Source organism: Mariniflexile litorale, from assembly GCF_031128465.2.
Taxonomy (GTDB): domain Bacteria; phylum Bacteroidota; class Bacteroidia; order Flavobacteriales; family Flavobacteriaceae; genus Mariniflexile; species Mariniflexile litorale.
Genome location: NZ_CP155618.1, coordinates 3675772 through 3695886, shown reverse-complemented (window position 1 = coordinate 3695886; position 20115 = coordinate 3675772). Strand labels below are relative to the sequence as shown.

Sequence of the window (20115 nt, the reverse complement as noted above, 5' to 3'; positions counted from 1 at the left end):
TTAATTTGGTTTAAACCGGTAACTCATAAACATTAACCATAATCATCATATTTTATTTTAACAACTATAGTTCACAAACATTTTAACGATTAAAAAACTTGGTTTATTACTCAATTTAAGAGATACCAAGTTTAATTTAAAATTTTAATTGAATAATAAATTAATCACAGAAAAATATATGTAATTTTGACTTTTCAAAAATCGAGCCATACTTTTACAAAAATACATTTAAAAGCGTTGCACACAAACAACTTTAAAATACTTTTTGCAGTAAGTTTTACAATGTTTATTAACATGTTAAGCTTTGCACAAGACACCCCTAAAAGCGGTATTGCTATTAACAGAAGTGTTAAAGATAGCATTATTGTTAGCCCTGATAGTTTACTTTTACCTGTGACTTCTGAAAAAGCACAAGATTCTACTTTTAAAGATTCTATAAAGCCTAAAAAAGAACTTTTAGAGCATACGGTAAAATATCATGCCATCGATTATACTAAATTTAGCCAGAAAGAACATAAGTTATATCTATATAATGAAGCCACAATTGATTATGGCGACATGAATATAGCTGCTGGTAATATTACAGTAGATTACACCAAAAACACCGTTTACGCTAGAGGTATTACAGATACAATTGAAGGGTACACACAAAAACCTGTTTTTACACAAGGTGGCAATGTTGTAGAACCTGACTCTATTATTTTTAATACAAAAACGAAAAAAGCACTTATATACAACTCTAAAACAGAACAAGGCGACGGTACTGTAATTGCTTATCTCACAAAAAAAGAAAACGATTCAGTTTACTTTTTGAAAAATGCTAAGTACACCACTGCCGAAGATGCAGAAGATCCCGAGTATTATATTCGATTATTAAAAGCTAAAATTGTACCAGGAAAAAAGATAATAACAGGAGCTGCTGGTTTGTATATTTATGATATTCCGACACCCGTTTGGTTACCATTTAGTTTCTTTCCACAGTCGGAGAAACAAACCTCTGGTATTATAATTCCTAGCTTTGGTGAACAAAATAGTCGTGGTTATTTTTTGCAAAATGGAGGGTATTATTTAGCCATTAGCGACTATGTGGATTTAGCGCTTTTGGGGGACTACTATACTAATGGAAGTTATGGATTTCGTACAGAAAGCACCTATGCCAAACGGTATAAATTTAGAGGTAATTTAGGGTTTCGATATGAAAATTTAATTAACAGTGAACGTGGTTTTCCCGATTATTCTAAATCTACCGTTTACAATTTACGCTGGTCGCACAGTCAAGACGGTAAATCCAATCCTAATTCGCGCTTTTCGGCATCGGTAAACTTAGGTAGTAGTACCTATTACCGAACCTCTGTTAATCAAATTAATACTGGTGCTTTTTTAAATAATACTTTATCATCTTCCGTTTCCTATTCTAAAACATTTCAAGGGGAACTACAACCAAATATTAGTTTAACGGCTACACATTCACAAAACACCAATACCGAGCAAATTAACATGACGCTTCCTACTTTTCAAGGAAGTATTGGTAGAATATATCCTTTTGCTTCTAAAACGGGTGCTAAAAAAGGAATTATACAAAATATCAACTTGCAATACAGTGTAAGAGGCGAAAATAGAATCAGCACTACCGATTCTCTTTTCTTTAAAAAAGAAATGTTCGAAGATGCTAAAGCAGGTTTTCAACATACCATTCCACTTACTACCAATTTTAAGTTATTTAAATATTTTAGTTTAAGCGCCAGTACTAATTTTAATGAAGTTTGGACCTTTAAAACCATTGAAAAATCCTTCGACCCTATTGAAAGAAAAGTGGTTACTGAAGAAGTTAATGGTTTTGATGCCTTTAGAACTTACAACTTTAGTACTAGCTTAGGAACCACTATTTATGGTATGTTTAATTTTGAAAAAGAGGGTAAGGATAGCAAAATAAAAGCGATTCGCCATATAATTCGCCCTTCAATAAGTTATAATATCAATCCTGCTTTCGACAAATATTATGATACCTACGAAGTTGTAAGTGCCGATGGATTAACAACAAGCGACGTAGAATATACCCGCTTTGAACAAGGCATCTTTGGAGCCCCAGGAAACAACTTTTCTAGCTCTATGGGTATTTCTGTTTCAAATAATTTGGAAGCAAAAGTACGCGACAAGGATAGTACTGCTACCGAAGCTAAAAAAATCATTTTATTAAATAATTTAAACTTTTCAACCTCTTACAATTTTGCTGGTGATTCCTTACAATGGAGTCCTGTTAGAATGAGTGGTGGCACACAACTTTTTGACAACAGAATGAGTATTAATTTTGGTGCTACATTAGACCCTTATGCATTAGACAACAATAATAATAGAGTTGATAAATTTAATATTGATAATGGTGGAAGCCTTTTTAGGTTAACCAGTGCCAATTTAACAACAGGATGGTCTTTATCCAGCAGTAAAAAAGGGGATAAAAATGAAAACAAAAGGGCTATTGAAGAAAATCTACGAAGTGGTGGACGTGATGATGATTTATTTGGTATTTCTGAAGATTTCGCAAATCAGCAAATGAATAACGAAGAAGAGGAAGAGGAAGAAAAGCCTAGTAAATTTTATCACTTTGACATACCATGGAATTTACGAATCGCTTATGCTTTAAATTATTCGAATTCAAGACGAGAAAATCAAATATCCTCACACTCACTTATGTTTTCGGGCGATGTTAAGTTATCGGAGAAATGGTCCATTGGAGCCTCGTCTGGTTACGACTTAAAAGATGCAGGATTTACTTATACGCAATTACGTTTTGAACGCGATTTAATGAGTTGGCGCATGAATTTTAGTTGGGTTCCTTTTAGTACGAGAAGTTCTTGGAATTTCTTTATTGGAATTAAATCTAATATCTTAAAAGATTTAAAATACGAAAAGCGAAATCAACCCGATTTACAACTTTAACTTATTGCTTATTGCTTATTGCTTATTGAAAATTTAATACAAGCCGTTATGAAAAAAATTATCACTACACCAAATGCCCCTGCTCCTATTGGACCTTATAATCAAGCTGTTTTAAGCGGAAATACCTTATACACTTCCGGACAAATAGCTATTAATCCAGAAACAGGAGAACTTGTTTTAAATGATATTGAAAGTGAAACAAAACAAGTCATGCATAACCTAAAAGCTGTTTTAGAAGCTGCAAACATGACGTTTGAAAATATCGTGAAATCTTCAATTTTTATTAGTAATATGGATGATTTTGCGCAAATAAATGCTGTATATGGAAGCTTTTTTGATGAAGCCCATGCACCAGCACGTGAAACCGTGCAAGTAGCACGTTTACCAAAAAATGTAAATGTTGAAATTAGTGTGATTGCCGTTAAGTAATTACTAAAACTTCCACTAGGCGTCCTTTTTTGAGTATTTTATTAATAACTCTTTTAGTTTCTCAACTTCCACCGGTTTGGCTAAAAATTCGTCTATTCCTGCAAGTTTTGCATTCTCTATATCTGCCTCAAAAGCACTCGCCGATACAGCTATAATGGGCGTATTATAATCTGAATATTTCTCGGTTTCTTTTATTGCTTTCGTAGCTTCATAACCATCCATATCTGGCATATAAATATCCATAAAAATCATATCGAAATCTAAAATCTTATATAATTCAACAGCTTCTAAACCGTTTTTAACAAACGTACAATCGGCACCTTGCTGTTCTAATAAAAATTTAATAACCTTTTGGTTCATTCTATTATCTTCAGCCACCAACACACTAAATTTTTCTAACAAAATGGGTTTTTGAACTTCGTCTTCGGTTTTTACACCTAATGTTTTTTTAAGCTGCAGACTAAAATAGAACGTAGTACCTTCATTTTCTTTACTTTCTAATTTTAACTCCCCTCCCATTAATTTCACAAGTTGATGCGCAATAGACAGTCCAATACCACCTCCTTTATAATTTCTTCCTTCAGGAATATTAAGAAGTTTAGAGTCATCAAAAATTTGTTTTACTTCTTCGGGACGTAAACCAATTCCCGTATCTTTTATATAAAAGGTTACAATTTGGCCATCTTCTATGTTCACCGTTTGATCTACAATTATGGCTATTTTTCCTGAATTTGTAAACTTAATAGCATTATTAATTAAGTTTATAAGAACTTGTTGGATTCGTAAAGAATCTCCCAAAAGAGAAAATTTACGTTTTTCATCTATTAAAAATTTATAATCGAATTGCAAACCTTTTTCCCAGGCTTGATATTCAAACACTTTAAAAAGATGTGATAAATCAGACTTCAAATCGATGGCCAATAAATTTAGTTTTATATCGCCATTATCAACATCTTCATTATCTGTAACCATATGTACAAGCTGTAATAAATGTTTAGATGAGTATTCAGCAATTTCAACTTGCGCCTTTTGATCGGCATCTAAATGTGTTTGCTTTAGCATATCAAGCATGCCTAAAACGGTGCTAAGAGGCGTTCGAATTTCGTAGCTCATGTTCGCTAAGTAAATAGACTTATAATCTGCTAATTTATTAGCGTCATGAAGGTTAGATTGTAATTCCCTAATTCGATTCTTTAAATTTGAAAGCCTAACGTCATTCTTTAGTTGATTTTTGAAAAAATATTGCATTACAAAAAGTTGAGCAATTGCAAAACCAAATAAAAATAAAACGAGAATGTTGTTACTTATTTTCTGTTCCAGAAAAAAGTAGGCTAACAATAAAACAATAACTATTGAAGTAAAAATAATAATAGATAATATTCTCTTTACTTTAATAGATTTGAAAAGATGTAGGTTAAATCTCATTTACTTGGTACATATTTTAACAAACTTATCTATAATAATATTAATTAACAAAAGTAATACAGTATTTAAGCCATATATATTATTTTGCTTATTTTTAACTTTATAGCATAATAACTTGTACCTTTAAATGTACCATAATCTATTAATATATGCGCATAGAATACGATATAAAATTGGGCTTTAAAGATGTTATGATTCGGCCCAAACGGTCTACACTTAAAAGTAGAGCTGAAGTGAGTTTAGAACGCGAGTTTAAGTTTCTACACAGCCCGTTTTCTTGGACGGGAATCCCTATAATAGCGGCTAATATGGATACCGTTGGTACTTTTGAAATGGCCAAAGCCCTGTATAAAAAACAACTTTTTACCACTTTACATAAACATTATTCTATGGCCGATTGGAATGTGTTTACTTCAAATTTACCAGAAGGCATGGAGAATTATATAGCGGTAAGTACGGGTATAAGCAAAAAAGACTCAGAAAAATTAGCTTCCATTTTTAAAGTTAATCCTTATTTAAAGTTCATATGTATAGATGTTGCCAATGGCTATTCTGAACATTTCGCCGATTTTGTAAAACAAACCAGAGACCAATACCCCGATAAAGTTATTATTGCGGGCAATGTTGTTACTGGTGAAATGGTTGAGGAATTATTACTCTCAGGAGCCGATATTGTAAAAGTTGGTATTGGTCCGGGTTCAGTTTGTACCACACGAGTTAAAACAGGTGTTGGCTACCCACAACTTTCAGCTATTATTGAATGTGCCGATGCTGCTCATGGTTTAGGAGGACAAATAATTAGCGACGGAGGTTGTTCCGTTCCTGGTGATATTGCTAAAGCTTTTGGTGCAGGTGCCGATTTTGTTATGCTAGGTGGTATGCTTGCTGGACATACAGAAAGTGGTGGTGAAATAATTGAAAGACAAGGAAAACCTTATCGGAAATTTTATGGTATGAGCTCATCTACTGCCATGGAAAAACATGTTGGTGGTGTTGCCGAATATAGAGCCAGCGAGGGTAAAACAGTTGAAGTTCCTTTTAAAGGCGACGTAGAGAATACTTTGCAAGATATTTTAGGGAGTTTAAGAAGTACTTGTACATACGTAGGAGCAAAACGCTTGAAAGAACTTACTAAACGCACTACCTTTATTCGGGTTAACGAGCAAGAAAATAGAATATATACACATTAATTTAATTAACATGAAACAAATTATAACATTCGGAGAAGTTTTAATGCGCTTATCGCCCGAGGGAAATAAAAAATTTATACAGGCTAATTTGTTAGAATTTTATTTTGGCGGTACTGAAGTGAATGTAGGCATTTCCATTGCTAATTTTGGTGAAAAAGTAAAGCATATTAGCTGTGTTTCTAACGATTTTGTTGGAGATACAGCCATTTCATATATACAAAAATTTGGAGTAAGCACATCGGCCATTGTACGGTCGGACCGACCTTTGGGTGTCTATTTTTTAGAAGTAGGTGCTGTTATGCGCCCTAGCTCTATTTCATATAATCGTTCCCATTCTTCTTTTTCTGAAATTAAACCAGAAATGGTAAATTGGACAAACACTTTAAAAAAAGCCAAATGGATTCATTGGACCGGAATTACTCCAGCCTTAAGTAAAGGCGCTTACGACACACTTAAAGCCGGACTTTTATTAGCAAAAGAAAAAGGAATCGCTGTAAGTGCCGACCCTACCTATAGAAAAGGCTTATGGAAATATGGTGAAAATGCTCAAGAAGTATTGGCCGATTTGCTTTCATATTCCACTATTTTTATTGGAGGTATTAACGAAATAAATGAAGTTTTAGAAAGCAATTATGAATTTTCTAACGATGATTTTATTGAAGCAAGTAAAGCCTTAATGAAAAAATTTCCATCTATTGAAAAGGTATTTGATAAAATAAGAACCCCTATAAATGCATCTTGGCACAAAATAAGAGCTAGAATGTGGAATGGTAAAGAGTTTAGAGAAACAAGCGATTTCGATATCACACACATTATAGACCGTATAGGAACAGGCGATGCCTTTGCCGCAGGATTGATATATGGATTACAAGAATTCGACGATTATAAATCTATGGAATTTGCTAGTGCTGCCTGCGCTTTAAAACACACCTATGAAGGCGATGTTAATTACGCGACAGTAAGTGAAGTTATGGGTATTTTAGATGGCAATGTTTCTGGTAGATTTAATAGATAAAAATACTTAATCGACTCCTTTTACTTTCATTTTTAAAGTATAAACAGATTTTCGAGCTGTAATAAAAAGTATATTTCTTTTTTTACCTCCGAAACAAACATTTGAAGGTTTTTCAGGTACATCTATTTCTTCAATTAATTTACCTTCAGAATTGTATACCCATACTTTTTCAGAAGTAAGATACACGTTCCCTTTGGTGTCGATAGTCATTCCATCACTACCATGTGGAGCGAAAAACGTTTTATTTGTTAAAGTTCCATCTTCCACAATATCATACTTCCATATTTTATCGTCTCCAATATCAGCAACATACAGCGTTTTTCCGTCGGGAGTTCCAATAATTCCATTGGGTTTAACAAAATCAGAAATCACACGTTTTATTTTGCCTTCAGAATTTAATAAATATACTCCAGGCACCTCTTGTATTTCTTTATGCTCTTTATCCCACCAGGTTCTATGATAATACGGATCGGTAAAATAAATATTTTCATTTTGTGCAATCCATAAATCGTTTGGGGCATTCAAATGTTTATCTTCAAAATCTTGAAAAACAACATTTATTTTTTTGTTTTCATCAAAGTAAATTAATTGATTTTTTTCATCTGCACAGGCCATTAGGTGACCTTTTGAATTAAAATACATGCCGTTAGATCTTCCTGTTCCTTCCAAATAAAGAGCAATACCTTTCTTTTCATCCCAAATATGAATTTTATCATTAGGTTGGTCGGTGAAATATACATTGCCATTATTTGCCACAGCTGGCCCTTCCGTAAAAAGGAAACCAGTGCCTGCCATTTCAACTTGAGCCCTTTTTTTAATTAATTCCATCTTGTTTTGAGCGTAGATTACATCACAAAAAAAGACTGCGGCCATAAAAATAACGAACGTGTTTTGGATTTTCATAAGAATATCATTTCAAATTACAACCTTAAAAATACATATAAAAAGTATATGTTATAAACTGATTGATGCATTCTAAACTAAGCTCTTATAATTACCAGTCTCTCTTTTATATTATCGTTTAAATTTTAACGAGTTCTACTCGCCTATTCTTGGCTTTGTTTTCATCGTTGTTATTAGATACAAATGGTTTAGAGTCCCCAAATCCAATTGCTTTTAATCGTTTTATATCTATGCCTTTCGCTGCTAAAGCGTACCTTACCGTATGGGCTCTATCACTGGATAATTGTTGGTTTCTTTCGGGAGACCCGGTCGCATCAGTATGGCCTTCAATAGATAATTTTAATTTTGAATTGTTTGATAAAAGTATGTAAATTTCATCCACTATTTTTTGACCATCTGGCTTTAAAACGGCCTTATCAGTATCAAAATTGATGTTAAGTATGGCTTTCCCACGTGTATCTATATCGTTTTGCATTTCGGAAGCCGTTGGTGCTTTGATGGTTTGTTTAAAATCTTCTAATTCTATAATCCCTAGTTTTGCAGAAGCCGAATTGGAACCAAACTGGAAGCATACTTTTGCATTTTTATGGTTTAATACATAGTTTTTTACTGCATTATCATAAGGGCTTCCAGCAGTTTGTATAAATTTATATACTAATTTCTCATCTGTTTCTTTAAGTTTATCTAATTTTTCATGAGGAATTTGTCCATTAAACAATAAAACAGCTCCTATTTGTTTTAGGTAAGCCTCTAAACTTTTATCCAATTTGAATTTATTAAAATCGGCCTCCCTTTCTTTCATGGCAACATCAAGTTCCGCTTTTTTACCTTCAGCATTATAAAAAGAAGTGCCATTGAATAGAATTAATTTACTAAAATCTGAAAATTTAGTCATCCCATTTTTTGAAATTTCATTATGTCCCTCTTCCCATATCACAAACCCTTCTGGTACGGTTAAATAGGGAAAACCACCAATGTTGGCAGTTGATTCTGGGATTTTAGACCAGTCTATTTCATCTAGAAACATCGCATCTTTATTCGTTTGTGTTTCTGGAGTTGGGGTTATGGCCACTTCTATGGTTTGCATAGTATTTGTTTCTATTTTCTTTTCATTTATACATGAAATGAAAGTCATTACCAAGGTTGAAACTAATATTATTTTTTTCATCTTACCGGTATTTATTGGTCTGTTATTTTTAAGTTTAGGCCTAAACCTCTTTATGAAACCGCAGTTTTTTACTGCTTAATACGTTTACAAATTTAATTGTATTTACGGTTTTAAATTTAAGTATATGTGATGCTTAGGTTAAGTTTAGAAGAGGTATGGTGCGGATGGCTCTCGCGTACTTGAGGATGCCTGTATTTATATTGCGGACGCTTGTATTTACTTTGCGGATGCCTCTATTGTTAAGGCAGATGTTAAAATACAAATGGCGGTCGCTAGATTTCTTGTAGCGGTCGCCATTATTTAAAGTGCAGAAAAAATTATTCTATTTGTAGACACCAGTATTTAAAATACGACTGCCCGTATTCTAAAAGTGGTAAGGTGTATTTACATGGCGCTTGCCTGTTTATTGTTCTTTCTTGAACGGAATGCCCTTTATCTGTGCAAATTCGGGGCTGTTGGCACCAAAAACAGACTTGACGTACTTCTTAACTTCCGCTGCGATGTTTATCATATTAGATAAGGTTTTATCCCTTGCTACACGAGCATTACTTACCGCTGTGTAGGCCTTGGCAACCTGTTCATTTTTTACTTTCAGTTCTTGAAGTTTGGATTGCAAGACCTCCATACTTAATTCGGATTCGTTGGGGGTGTAACTAGATTCGGATTGTAAAACCGAAATTAGCCCTTCGAAGTGTTGTATCATTTGGACGGTGGATTGCTGGCTAGCACTGATGGTTTTAGGTGCTGCGGGTTGATTGGGATCTGTAGACACTTCTTTTTTAGAGGCTCTTCTGCCTTGCATCTTGCGGTTAAAGCCTTTGGCATCGTCTATTTTTTCTTTGCTGGCATTGGTAGATTCTAACGCATTTACTAAACGGGTTGATAAGGAGCGTAGTCCACTAAAAGCTTCTACACGTTGATTAACGGCATTGTAATACGCGGTGTTTTTGTTAATAACTTCGGCTACATGTGCGTTTGCTTGAGCATAAAGAGCCTCGAGTTTGGGTCGTGATAAGTCGTTTTTGGACGGATTGTAAGTGGCTCCATAGCCATTTACAAATGCCATGAGGTTTTGAAAGTTGGCTACGTTTTTAGCGTGCCCCACTTCGGATGTTGATGCCATAATATTATTATTTATAGGTTAAGTGAACTAAAAATAATAATTTATTGTTTACGTTTTTCGAAACATAGGAAGTTTCTAATTGTTTTTTAGGGTTTTTCTTTCGTAGGGTTGAAAATAATCGTTGAATTGTTTAGAGTACCTTTTTGTTTTAAGCATTTTTAAATTTGCAAGGCTTCCTATTAGCGTCTTATTCTTTTCCATGAGCTAATTTTCTATAAAGTTCTAGGTGCGTTTTTGTGGAGGCGTACGGGTTATTAGCATCATAATAATTTTTATTTGCCGAATTTTTTACAATAATGGTATTTGTTGTTGGGTTGATATAGATGTGTTGATTAAACACACCTATGGCGAGCACCTCTCCTTCCTCCCCTTCTGGGATCCACCATTGATACCCATAGCCCATTCCTGTATGCGCCGAATTTTTGCTTTGTGGACTTAAATGTTCTTCCTTGATACTGGTAGACTGCTCGATCCAGGCAGCAGGTACTATTTGTGTACCATTCCAATTTCCTTTGTTAAGATAGAGTCGGCCTAGCTTCGCATAATCCCGTAAACACGCATTCAAGCCTCCCAGCGCCATTTCCATTCCTTCTCCATCGGTTAACCAATAAGCGTCAAATTCTGCACCAATAGGTTTCCAAATTTTTTCATGCAAATAGTTGGTTAAACTTGTATTTGTAGCTTTCACTATAATCATACCCAATACATGTGTATTTATACTTACATAGTGATTGTAAGTTCCTGGTGGTTTTTCATTTAATAAAGTACTGGCAAATTTATCTTGTGACTTTCCATAAATAAAACCGTCCCAATATCTGTTTATATCTGATTTGGGATCGCTATACGTTTCATTAAATTTTATTCCTGAAGCCATTTGTAAAACATCCTTTATTTTTACACCATCATAACCAGAACCTTTTAACTCAGGCAGGTATTCATCTACGGTTTGATGGATGCTTTTTATATAGCCTTCTTCTATGGCAATACCAAAAAGAGCCGATATATAGGACTTTGACATAGACCATGAGATGTGTTGGATATCTTCTTTTTGCCCTCTCCAGTAATTCTCGTACTGAATGGTGTCGTTTTTAATAAAAAGAAACCCTTGTGTATTGGAAGAATCGATAAACTTTAAGGTGTTATAGGTAGTGCCGTTATAAACAAAATTTGTAGGGAATGGCCTGTTTTTTATATGAGGAAATATAAAAGGATGGTTTGCTTTTTTAACTATTTTAGTCGGTAGATTTTTATCCATATGGATGAATGTGTATTCAATATTTTTCATCTTCATGGCTTCCCTCATAGCTAAAGCATTTTTGACTTTTGGAATGTAGATTATTCCTGCTGCTATTATGAATAGTAATAAAATAACTAATGGAATTTTGAGTTTTTTTAAATTCATTTTTTTACTATTTAATTTGAGGTATGGTGGTTTTTGTTTTAAGGGTAGTAAATCTTTATACTTACGCATTTCGCCACTAAGCGGCGCTTGGCGGTAGCGGTGTTACCACACGTATTTTTTATTAAGCTAGTATTTCTTTCCATTTGTCAGATTCTGCAAAGTCTTTTACAATTCTATTTCGCTCTGTTAGTAATTGAGTCATATACTTTTTAAGGAATAGTTTATCAGCTATTTTTCCTAAAATACCAAAAGGAGATTTGTAAATAAAAAAATCTGTCATAAGTGTTCCTTCATTCAATTCTGCAAAATGATGTTCGTGTTTAAATTCCTTAAACGCTCCTTTTACCATTTCGTCCGCAAAGTAATTTGGCTTGTTAAATTCCGTTATTTTTGAGGTTAAATTTTGATAAATCCCAAAGTGTTTTGCTCTCCAGGTTACACTTTCATTCATTCCTATTAATCCATTAGTTTTTCCAGCGATTGCTTGTTCATTGGTATGTTCAGTTGAAATTTTGTGTAAATCTATACTTCTGGAAAGGTCAAACACAATATTTTTATTAGCTTTTATTTCAGTTTTAAGTTCTATTCTCGGCATTTTTTTAGTATGTATGGTAACGTTTATCCTGTAAGGAACGTTGCGTATTTGAGTGCGAGGGTTTTCGAAGGAAAATCAGGCGTAGCAAATGCGTAACTACCTTCGATTAAAAACCAAATTAAGCAATTTTTTATATTGTCAGTCGAGGAGAATTGGTTATTTTTAATATTTCTCCTCTTTTTGGGTTTTGATATTTTCTAATGATAAAATATATAAATGATGCTATTATTAATATTCCAACAATTAGTGTTCCTGTCGTTCCTAAAGTTTCTGCAATAGAAACAATTATTTGTTTTAACCAAGCTCTTCTTCCAGAAATTCTAACACTTTCGCCTTTTTCTAATTCCATTGCAAAAATATAAGTTACAACAATTAGAATAATAGAAATTCCTAAACTTATAAGTTGAGGAAGGATTTGTTTAATTACAGAATAATCTTTTAATTTAGTTCCTTTTAGTTGGCTTTTTAAATAAGATTTAATTTCTGAATAAACAATTTTGTCAATTTGATGTTTTTCTTCAGGAGTTTTGTCATCTTTAAATATAAAATCAATTGAAGAGTCAGTATCAATAAAAACAATTTCTTTCAAATCCTCATATCGGATACTAGTTATTGTTCCTAAACTTTTTGTTTCAATCAGTTCAGTTATATTTGAATCTTTATTTTGATCAGTTAGCCAAATAGATTTTTCAGTTGGGATTAAATATTTATTTTTAAATTCAGTCTCTGAAATTTTCCAATTTTTCATATTAAGTTCGGGTTTTTTATATTGTACACAAGGTTTATATGGAAAGTTGCGGGTTTGTGTGCGAGGATTTTCGGAAGGAAAATCAGAAGCTGGCAAACAAAGCAACGGTTAAACTAAAATAAGCAATGTTTTTTACCACAGTACTTTTGTTACCTGCTGTATTTATTGCATTGAATCATTAAATTTCTTGGTTAGAATTTCTGATTCAATCCAGTTTATCGTTAATTTTATTAAAGTTTTTAAATCATTCAAATTTTTATCATTCCATTTCTTCTCATAATGAGTGTGATCGTTCCCTAACCAAATAGCTCGTTTTGAAGTTGATTTTAATCTTGTATCTTCGACATATGAACTTATACAATTCGATATTGTATTTTTCTTAATTGAATCTTCTTTGTCAGGAAAGAGTCCGATTAAATAATCTTTTAATAAAAATTCCAGAGCTTTTCTATAAGCAACTCCACATACTTCGAATAAATTATTCTGTTCAGCGAAAAATGCTTCATTAAAAATTTCAATGAATTTTGGTGAAACTTCGTTTATTTCAGTGGAAAATTTTTTGCTTATTACCGAATACTTGACTATTTGTTTGTAATCATAATCTGTAGTGTTTTCTCTTGAATATTGAGCGATGAAAGGTCTGTCACATTCAGTATTTGGACATATCATAGTTGCGTAAAGAGCATATTGATCTTTACTTATATAATCAGACTTAAATTCGGGGATTATATGTTTATGACAATGTGGACATTCATTCGGAAATCCATATAAATTTGCATAAATATTTCTATTACTATTAGCTAATATTTGGAACGCTTGGTCATTCATCGTATTGTTTTTTTATATTGCAGGTAAACGGCAGTTTGTCTAAAAACTATCGCTTCTTTTCCATAACTAGGATAAAAATCCCAAAAGTTAGAATTCTAATTTTAGATAGATTAATGAATTTTTGTTTTTTCATATGCTCGGTTGTTTAAATTTCAATATAAAGTTATATTGCCTACAACTACATTATATAACAACTTTTATTCCTCATATTCTTAAAATAAATTAGAATAAGCTGAATTTTCATGTATTGTTACTAGGTAAAGATAAAATTAATTTTTGTAAAAAAATACACTAATAAAAAAGATATAAATACTACGGTATTTGAGTAGGTTTAATAGTGGTTTTTTTAACTCGTTTTAATATATAAAAATAATACTCCATTTAACATGGTGTCTCGAAAAGTTGTTTTTAAGGCTCATTAAAATAGCTAATTAAGTGATTAAAAAAAGAAACCGCTTAAAAGGCTGTTATAGAAGTCTGTTTTTTTTATAATTTATTGGTTTGTGTAATGGTTACCATTGTTGACATAGGTTTTTATCCACGAATATTTACATCAGTCAATTTATTTTTCGTATTTAAATCCGCAACAATTTCGTGTTCCCAAAATAGGTCTCCGTCATCAAATATTAATTCCGAATTTCCTTTTCCGAAAAATGATATTGAAGTTAGTTTAATTCGCTTTATAAACTCATTTTTTGATAATTCACTTTCATTTTCTTGAAGCCAACTTTCGTTTTTTAGTATGAGTAACTTTTTACTAATTCCAATTTTAATTTCGCTTTCGTTATTCGCAATCCAATTCAAATTCCGATTCATTTGGTTGATAAATTTATCTTCATTTAATTCAATTTCACTTGGGTTGTAAGTTATTTTTACTTTGTTCCCGAAAAGCGATAAAATGGCTGTGTTTGTTATTAGTGTTGATTTTCCCGTATAATTATCTTTCTTTTTTGCTTGTGGAAACTTCTCGAAAAAATCTCCACTAACTTTTACAGAAAGAACTTCGAAATCTTCGCTTTGAGTTTTAAAGTCGGATTTTGACAAATTAACATCTCCTTTTTTCTTAAATCTTGAAAATATTCCCATAGGTTTTTCACAAATATGTGGTAACATTTATATATATATATATCTTGGAAAGTTGCGTGTTTGTGTGCGAGGATTTTCCGAAGGAAAATCGGAAGCTAGCAAACAGAGCAACGACCAAACGGCTTAACTAAAATAAGCAATGTTTTTCACGGTGTTACCACACGTTTTTTATTATTCAGACTCATATCCGTGAACATTCCAAGTTTTTAAAAAATCATAACCTTTATGTCTTAAATATGTCATTCCTGTTATTTTGAATTTCGTTTTACTCAAAGATTCGATTTCGGTTGTGTCCGAACCACCTAAACTGACAAATTCTATTTGGACTTTACCATTCAATTTTATCAATCCAGCTAAAGTCGGACAAGATTCCATTGGCAGTTCTTCAGTCTGTTCAATTTCTTCGGTATATGGTATTGTTTCCCAATCCGAGAAATTCTTAGTTTTGTGGAAATTCAACCATAAAATTTCTTCTCCGTTTACATTGTTTTTAGGAATCCAAAATCCATTTAAATTCTCACGTACAGAATCTAAATCGGTTAAGTCAATTTCGTAGTCATTAGCAACCATAATCAAATTCCGATTAGCATTTTGTCTAACATCTTCTTTTACTCCTTTTGCAAAGTCAAACATTTGAAATCCAAAATATCCAATTCCGATAATTATAATGCCAATTATTGTTATTAAAACTCCTTTTTTCATTGGTTTCTCAAATGTGTGGTAACGTTTATGTATAAGATTAGTGGCGTGTTTAAGCACCTGATTTAGTAAACAGATACTTGCCAGAGAAAATTCCGCAGGAATTTTCCAAGTAGGCTAAAACTAGCCATTAATTTTATACGGTGTGTGTGCCCAGCATGGGCATCTTTTTCTTACTAAAGTAAGAAATTAATCTATAGGGTGCAAGTCCCTTATGCGCAGGAGTAACGTCTTGAAGCATTAGTAAGTCGCAAGCTCGTGTGTCGTGAGACATGGAGTGAAGGAAGCGAAACTACAAAACTCGGTACTGACGAACAGAAATCGTATACAGAGGCATATTTACTTGGGTAAGCAAGCACATCATTGTAACGCCCTAAGATTATAAAAAGGGTAAGTATGTAGATACGGCAGTGATTGAGGGAAAGAAGATGCCATTACCTGGGGAGGTCTCCAAAACTACGAGTTGGTTATTTGGAGAAGTCAGCAGAGGTCATAGTACCTACAGGAAACGAGCAGAGGCAATACCTCCGATGGACTCACAAGTAGGGAAGGACTGAACGTAATTCTCTTCAAAATTCGCATAGGAGCACTAGTGGTAGCCTATGCTTAAATTAGAAGATAGTGCCAAGGGTGAAAAGAGCTTTGGTTTGATGATTTACGAACCGCCGTATACGAGACCCGTACGTACGGTGGTGTGAGAGGCGCAGTGACGACTTTTAAGTCGTCACCCGTCTACTCGATTATAAACCGTTTTTTTCGATTTCTTCAATTAATTTATTTTCTAATGATTTTCCTCTTAGGTTTTTAGCGATTATGATTCCTTCGGGATTAATTAGAAAAGATGCTGGAATAGCTCTGACATTATATAAAGCAGACATTTTACTATAACTACCATTTTTGTCAATCACGCTCGTCCAAGATATCGAATCTTTCTCAACTGCCTTTTCCCAAGATTTTATATTGTCGTCAGTTGAGAAACTGAATATATCAAACCCTTTTTTGTTGTACTTTTTGTAAAGTCTAACAAGATTGGGATTTTCCTGTCTACAAGGTCCACACCAAGATGCCCAAAAATCTAATAATACATATTTGCCTTTCAATTCAGATAGACTAACATTTTCTCCTTCATTATTTATACCACTAATGTCCAAATACTTATCCCCAATTTCCAATGTTTCGTTTTGAATATAGGTATTTATCACTTGACCATATTTGTTGGCTTGATATTTCTCAGGGAATCTATTGAAAAGTAGTTTAAGAGAATCTTTTTTTAAGTCGTTCCTTAGAAAGTATAATTCCTTAATTGTGTATAATGAAGGCTCTTCTGACGCAATACTTTTTGTCCTAATTTTAAACATATTATTGTCTATCTCTTTTACTTGAAGATTTAATTTTTTGAACTCTTTTTCTGCATTTTCTGATTTAGAGGACATTGATTTTATCATAAGTTGAGTTAAACTGTCTCTTCTTTCGGAAAGGATTTTTTGCTTTTCACGGTATTTTACATAGACGGTGTTCAATGGCGTTCCTTTTATTGCAGAATTACCGAAATCTTTGAAATCTCCCTGTACTTCAATTTCCCCATTCTCAATCCATAGTATTAAATATTTGTTGTCAATTGTATGAATTCGTGCGCTAAATGGTTCTTTTACATTTCCTTTGAAATTTAGTTTGTTATCATAAATTTTAGTTGAGTCAATAAATTCTCCTTTATCTAAATCTAAGAGTTTGAATTCGGTACTATCCTTAAATCCAGTTAGATTTAATTGAACCGAAAATCCAGATTCTGACTTCTTTTTTTCATTACACGACAAAGTGGTAATGGAAATAATAACTAAAAACAATAATATTTTATTCATTTAGGTTTTTTTAAATGGTTTATAACACTTGTATAACTTCAGTAAATAATAATCTAATTGCAGTTATATCATTTACGTATGTAATATATTATTTTTTTAATTTATGCTTCTTTATTTTAAATAATGAATAAAACAGATTGAATACCAAATGTAAAATGCTTTACAAAATATTTTATACGGAAAACCGTAAGCGCTTTGAAATAAAATGCTTAATTACTAAAAGGGAGAGTTTAAATATACTAAATAATAGTAAGTGATTACTCCCATAAACCAAAATAAGTTTAAAATTCTTTCGAAGCATGGGGGAATTAAGAGTATTGCCCATACTATAAGTTTAACTATTGTTCTTTATTGGGTATTAGCAGTAAGTGTCTGGATTTGTCTAAAAACTCAAACTCTTCATGGGGAATTAAATTTTTGGTAAACTCCAATACATCGGCTAAGTGGGTGTGCGCTTCTTTTATATTCCTTTGTGGGTTGTTGGGTTCATAACCATCTAATGCCATAATGCATACATTTAACATAGATTCTAATGTATAGCCTAATTCTTCATAATTACGGATATAAGCATATTCTAGGTAGTTGCCTTGTCTATAGTTATATGGAGGCGTTGGAGAGAGCAATTTAAAATATTCTTGAGCTATTTTATTAAGCTCTTGAAGTTTTTTAGCGTGCTTGTTTTTGGCTTGTTTTTGGGCTTTATTTTTCATACTTATTTTTTCACATAAACTAAGTACAAAAAGGTTGTGTAGCCAACCAAAACTATTTGTATGATACCCGTAGGAATTTGTTTTTTACAAGCATACAGTTTTTGAAAAAAATCTTATATTTGGATTATGGAAACAGCAATAAAACCAAATCATATCGGCAGAAAAATTAGCCGTATTAGAGAGCTTCGGGGCATGAAACAGGAAACCCTTGCGGAAGCTCTGGGCATTAGTCAACAAGCGGTTTCTAAAATTGAACAATCTGAAAAGGTTGAAGATGATAAACTCGAACAGATTGCTAAAATTCTTGGAGTTACAAAAGAAGCCATTGGAAATTTTTCAGAAGAGTTAGCCATAAATTACTTTAATAATTTTTATGATAATAGCTTTAGCAATAGCCAAGGTACTTTTCATCCTAATAATTGCACTTTCAATCCATTAGATAAGCTTTTAGAAGCTCATGAAGAAAACAAAAAACTCTATGAGCGCCTATTAAAATCTGAACAGGATAAAATAGAGTATTTAGAAAAACTACTGAAAGAAAAATAATTTGCTTGATGCAAAATATAGTATAGTAAACCTTCTTCGTTACTATACTTGTTCAATCATTTTTTAGGAAATTGCTTAGGGTTTTTTGGTGTATCTTGGAAAGTTGCGTGGTTGTGTGCGAGGGTTTTCCGAAGGAAAATCGGAAGCAAGCAAACAAAACATCGACCAAACGGTTGAACTAAAATAAGCAATGTTTTTTACACGGCTGGCAACAGTTATTTTTTGTCGGTTCAAATTTGGTCAGCGTTATATTCTGCAAAATTTTTCAATCCCGTCAGAGTTAGCAATTCCGAAACTTGCTAAATTTCCAATTCAGTTTGGTTTTTAATTCCGATTCCGCAACAATCTTAAATTCAAAGGTATTTCGTTTTTATACTTTTAAAAAGTCAAAACATTTCCCCATTTTAATAGGTAAATAACAAATACTGTAATTCCACCACTAGTGAATAATGCTCCAGTCCAATAAAAAGTTCTCGTTCCCCATTGTTTAAACATCTTTTTACCGTATTCTTTTTCAGCATAGCCATTCGTCAGTTTCCAATAAAGAAAAGTGATTATTGCAAAAAGTGATATTACTATTAATATTATCCAAATTTTTTCCATTTATTAAATTTTTAGTTTTGTTGCTCTTAACGTTGTTGTGTATGGTTAGTTGCGTGGTTAAGCAACTAATTTAGTAAACAAATACTTGCCAGAGAAAATTCCGAAGGAATTTTCCAAGTAAGCACTTGCCAAAGCAATTAATTATACACGGTGTTACCAAACGGTTTTTTATTCTATTGAACCACTTTCTCGCTTATCTTTTTTTTCTTTAAAGAACAAATTCAGTCCATAAATCACAAATCCAATTCCAAGAACAAAAATTAAGATTTTTATAAAATTCAGTTCATAAGGATTATTTGGGTCAAAAAAGTCAGGTGATTTTAGTAATAAAACTCCAATTGCTAAATAAATATATGAACGTCTTTTTTCCGCTGGTTTTTTTGTCAGGGTTTCAATTTCCGTTTTTTCAGTTGAGGGTTTGTAAATTAGATAAATTCCGTACGCAATGAGTAAAAGTCCGAATATCAGTTTCAGTTCAGATGGGATGAGTTCGGTTTTGTCCTTTCCAATTCCCATTAAAACTGCTAAAAATCCGAAAAATATAATTGCGTAAGGTTTGTTCATTCAGTTTAGAGTTCGTTTTTCAACTGTTTGGTAACACATGTATAACCACAATAAATTAATCTAATTGCAATTATATCGTTTATGTATGCAATATATTACTTTTTAATTAGGTATCCAATGACTTAAAGCGCTTGATTATTAAAGATAAAATAATGGAGTATTTAGAAAAACTACTGAAAGAAAAATAATTTGCTTGATGCAAAATATAGAATAGTAAACCTTCTTCGTTACTATACTTGTTCAACCATTTTTTAGGAAATTGCTTAGGGTTTTGTATATCTTGGA

Annotated in this window: 19 protein-coding genes; 5 read left to right on the top strand and 14 right to left on the bottom strand. The window is 32.5% G+C overall.

Annotated elements, in window-relative coordinates; all coding sequences use genetic code 11:
• The first annotated feature begins 186 nt into the window (after positions 1-186).
• On the top strand, positions 187-2937 hold the full coding sequence (locus QLS71_RS15515; RefSeq protein WP_308992885.1) for a putative LPS assembly protein LptD: 2751 nt from the start codon (positions 187-189) through the stop codon (positions 2935-2937).
• Between the two features lie 48 nt (positions 2938-2985).
• The gene (locus tag QLS71_RS15510) at positions 2986-3366 is read left to right on the top strand and encodes a RidA family protein (RefSeq protein WP_308992886.1); all 381 of its coding nucleotides are present in this window, start codon (positions 2986-2988) and stop codon (positions 3364-3366) included.
• Positions 3367-3381: 15 nt separating this feature from the next.
• Here the strand turns inward: QLS71_RS15510 and QLS71_RS15505 are convergent, their stop codons facing one another.
• Entirely contained in the window at positions 3382-4614 is a 1233-nt protein-coding gene (locus QLS71_RS15505) for an ATP-binding protein (protein ID WP_308992887.1), read from the bottom strand.
• Between the two features lie 326 nt (positions 4615-4940).
• Here QLS71_RS15505 and QLS71_RS15500 point away from each other — a divergent pair, with 326 nt between their 5' ends.
• Both QLS71_RS15500 and QLS71_RS15495 read left to right on the top strand, forming a co-directional pair.
• Positions 4941-5981, top strand: coding sequence for a GMP reductase (locus tag QLS71_RS15500; protein ID WP_308992888.1), 1041 nt, complete (start codon positions 4941-4943; stop codon positions 5979-5981).
• A gap of 10 nt (positions 5982-5991) precedes the next feature.
• A complete protein-coding gene (locus QLS71_RS15495) occupies positions 5992-6996 on the top strand; it encodes a sugar kinase (protein ID WP_308992889.1) in 1005 nt (334 codons plus the stop codon).
• A gap of 6 nt (positions 6997-7002) precedes the next feature.
• Here QLS71_RS15495 and QLS71_RS15490 read toward each other — a convergent pair whose 3' ends face one another.
• From QLS71_RS15490 to QLS71_RS15440, 11 genes are all read right to left on the bottom strand, one after another.
• A complete protein-coding gene (locus QLS71_RS15490) occupies positions 7003-7824 on the bottom strand; it encodes an SMP-30/gluconolactonase/LRE family protein (RefSeq protein WP_308992890.1) in 822 nt (273 codons plus the stop codon).
• A gap of 193 nt (positions 7825-8017) precedes the next feature.
• Positions 8018-9067 (bottom strand): OmpA family protein, encoded by a 1050-nt coding sequence (locus QLS71_RS15485; RefSeq protein ID WP_308992891.1) that lies wholly within the window; start codon positions 9065-9067, stop codon positions 8018-8020.
• A 403-nt stretch (positions 9068-9470) separates the two neighbouring features.
• On the bottom strand, positions 9471-10190 hold the full coding sequence (locus tag QLS71_RS15480; protein WP_308992892.1) for a hypothetical protein: 720 nt from the start codon (positions 10188-10190) through the stop codon (positions 9471-9473).
• Positions 10191-10377: 187 nt separating this feature from the next.
• A complete protein-coding gene (locus QLS71_RS15475; RefSeq protein WP_308992893.1) occupies positions 10378-11592 on the bottom strand; it encodes a serine hydrolase in 1215 nt (404 codons plus the stop codon).
• Positions 11593-11713: 121 nt separating this feature from the next.
• On the bottom strand, positions 11714-12187 hold the full coding sequence (locus QLS71_RS15470) for an SRPBCC family protein (RefSeq protein WP_308992894.1): 474 nt from the start codon (positions 12185-12187) through the stop codon (positions 11714-11716).
• A gap of 130 nt (positions 12188-12317) precedes the next feature.
• Positions 12318-12935 carry a hypothetical protein gene (locus QLS71_RS15465; RefSeq protein WP_308992895.1) on the bottom strand — a complete coding sequence of 206 codons (618 nt, stop codon included), beginning with the start codon at positions 12933-12935 and terminating at the stop codon, positions 12318-12320.
• Between the two features lie 162 nt (positions 12936-13097).
• Positions 13098-13763 carry a hypothetical protein gene (locus tag QLS71_RS15460; RefSeq protein WP_308992896.1) on the bottom strand — a complete coding sequence of 222 codons (666 nt, stop codon included), beginning with the start codon at positions 13761-13763 and terminating at the stop codon, positions 13098-13100.
• A gap of 534 nt (positions 13764-14297) precedes the next feature.
• Positions 14298-14876, bottom strand: coding sequence for a DUF2262 domain-containing protein (locus QLS71_RS15455; protein ID WP_348636570.1), 579 nt, complete (start codon positions 14874-14876; stop codon positions 14298-14300).
• 144 nt (positions 14877-15020) lie between these two features.
• Positions 15021-15551 carry a hypothetical protein gene (locus tag QLS71_RS15450; protein ID WP_348636569.1) on the bottom strand — a complete coding sequence of 177 codons (531 nt, stop codon included), beginning with the start codon at positions 15549-15551 and terminating at the stop codon, positions 15021-15023.
• A 737-nt stretch (positions 15552-16288) separates the two neighbouring features.
• The gene (locus tag QLS71_RS15445; RefSeq protein WP_308992899.1) at positions 16289-17407 is read right to left on the bottom strand and encodes a TlpA disulfide reductase family protein; all 1119 of its coding nucleotides are present in this window, start codon (positions 17405-17407) and stop codon (positions 16289-16291) included.
• A gap of 338 nt (positions 17408-17745) precedes the next feature.
• Positions 17746-18117: a hypothetical protein gene (locus QLS71_RS15440; protein WP_308992900.1), complete on the bottom strand. Its 372-nt coding sequence runs from the start codon at positions 18115-18117 to the stop codon at positions 17746-17748.
• Between the two features lie 126 nt (positions 18118-18243).
• Here QLS71_RS15440 and QLS71_RS15435 point away from each other — a divergent pair, with 126 nt between their 5' ends.
• Positions 18244-18663 (top strand): helix-turn-helix transcriptional regulator, encoded by a 420-nt coding sequence (locus QLS71_RS15435; RefSeq protein WP_308992901.1) that lies wholly within the window; start codon positions 18244-18246, stop codon positions 18661-18663.
• Positions 18664-19041: 378 nt separating this feature from the next.
• On the opposite strand, the gene QLS71_RS15430 is transcribed toward QLS71_RS15435, so the two are convergent.
• Positions 19042-19266 carry a hypothetical protein gene (locus QLS71_RS15430; protein WP_308992902.1) on the bottom strand — a complete coding sequence of 75 codons (225 nt, stop codon included), beginning with the start codon at positions 19264-19266 and terminating at the stop codon, positions 19042-19044.
• Between the two features lie 168 nt (positions 19267-19434).
• Positions 19435-19830 (bottom strand): hypothetical protein, encoded by a 396-nt coding sequence (locus QLS71_RS15425; RefSeq protein ID WP_308992903.1) that lies wholly within the window; start codon positions 19828-19830, stop codon positions 19435-19437.
• Between the last annotated feature and the right edge of the window lie 285 nt (positions 19831-20115).